Below are 1,804 nucleotides of genomic sequence, written 5' to 3' on the forward strand. Positions count from 1 at the left end.
GATTTAGGAACAGCTAATATCTTAGTATATTGTAAAAATAAAGGAATCACATTTAATGAGCCTTCTGTTGTAGCGCTTGATACGAATACAAAAAAGGTGTTGGCTGTAGGAAAAGAAGCAAAAGAAATGATCGGGAAAACACCCGGCAGAATTATTGCTATTCGTCCATTAAAGGATGGTGTAATAGCAGACTATGATACGACAACCGAAATGCTACGGTATGTAATGGCGAAAGCAACAAAAAAGGCTGGCTTTGCCATTAGAAAGCCGAATGTAGTGATTTGTACTCCATCAGGCTCAACAAGTGTTGAAAGAAGAGCTATTCTTGATGCTGTTCGTCATGCAGGCGCAAAACATGTTCATTTAATAGAAGAGCCTGTAGCTGCGGCAATTGGAGCTGGCTTGCCGGTAGACGAACCTATCGCTAACGTAGTAGTGGACATTGGAGGCGGATCGACAGAAGTAGCTATCATTTCCTATGGTGGTGTTGTTGCCTGTCATTCTATCCGTGTTGGCGGCGATAGATTGGATGAGGATATTATTCAATATGTTCGTAAGGATTTTAACGTTTTAATTGGAGAACGAACGGCCGAGAAAGTTAAAATGGAAATTGGTTACGCACTCATAGATCATGATGAGTTAAAAATGGAGATTCGCGGACGTGATCTTGTTACAGGCCTTCCAAAAACCATTACATTATCGTCCTATACCATTCGAGAAGCTATTAAGGAATCGTTGCTTCATATACTTGAAGCCATTCGCGCCACTTTGGAAGAGAGCCCTGCTGAATTATCCGGAGATATTGTGGATAGAGGTGTTATCCTATCGGGTGGTGGCGCCCTCATAAACGGAATGCAGGAATGGCTTTCCACAGAAATTTCTGTTCCTGTTCACCTCGCTCCAAGTCCGCTTGAATCAGTTGCAATTGGGACAGGCATGGCTTTGAAATATATCGGAAAATTGCAAACTGCAATTAAGTAAATGTAAAGATTAAGGGAGGATTATTCATACGGATAATGCTCCCTTAATTGATTTTAGTTTACATAATAAAATTATCGACATCTTATTGATTATCTAGTTGGTGTCACATAACTCTTTTATAATATCTACCATCATTCGGTAAAATTAATATGTTTAATAATATTCTTAACTTCATTTCGATAAAAGGAGATATTTCCCTTCATAATTTTAATCCTAATTTCTTCTTTAACGGGATACTGTAGCAGTCATCACACACCCCATTATTATCTAGATACTCACGTTCATCTGTTATCTCCAAGTTGCAATTCGAGCAAATCCATTTTTCAATTACTTGCTCCATTGCCTCATCTCCTTTTTTCATACATAATTCGGGAGATTCAAGCAAATTCCTGCAACAATTTTATTAATTCCTTCTAATTGCACCTTTTACTCATCTATTTGTGGTCCTGTTAGTTTGTTTCTTTAAATAAGCGTACTATTTATTAGTAAATTGCTTTTTACTCCTTGAATAATTCTGCAAATACTCAGCATCCTATATATGTGTTTAGGAGGTGAATTGAATTGCCAAATCCAGCTAATGATAATAAGAAGCAAAAAAATATATCACTTAATAATAGTCAAGACTCAGGGTCAGAATTTCATAGAGAGCATGCTGGGCAATGTTGAAGGATACGGTGAAACGTACCCCACTGCTAAAAATATGTCTGATACGACTGACCAATAATTATTAAATTTCAAGAGTGAATTAGATTGTAGTTCACTCTTTTATTTACATATTTCGAAAAATTTTTACTAAACAAATTGCTTATTGGGTTTCCAATCT

At 36.8% G+C, this 1,804-nt stretch carries 2 protein-coding genes; one reads left to right on the plus strand and one right to left on the minus strand.

Annotated elements, in window-relative coordinates:
- Positions 1-981: rod-share determining protein MreBH (mreBH, locus tag V7164_RS25280; RefSeq protein ID WP_335355602.1), on the plus strand; the 981-nt coding region annotated here is incomplete at its 5' end.
- A 199-nt stretch (positions 982-1,180) separates the two neighbouring features.
- On the opposite strand, the gene V7164_RS25285 is transcribed toward mreBH, so the two are convergent.
- Positions 1,181-1,321, minus strand: coding sequence for a hypothetical protein (locus tag V7164_RS25285; protein ID WP_335347668.1), 141 nt, complete (start codon positions 1,319-1,321; stop codon positions 1,181-1,183).
- Positions 1,322-1,804: the final 483 nt, after the last annotated feature.

Origin of the sequence: Bacillus sp. JJ1474 (genome assembly GCF_036965225.1) — a bacterium.
GTDB lineage: Bacteria > Bacillota > Bacilli > Bacillales > Cytobacillaceae > Cytobacillus.

Excerpts from the sequence above, each read along its gene's own strand:
- V7164_RS25285 (WP_335347668.1), bottom strand. The coding sequence starts at position 1,321 with ATGGAGCAAGTAATTGAAAAATGGATTTGCTCGAATTGCAACTTGGAG.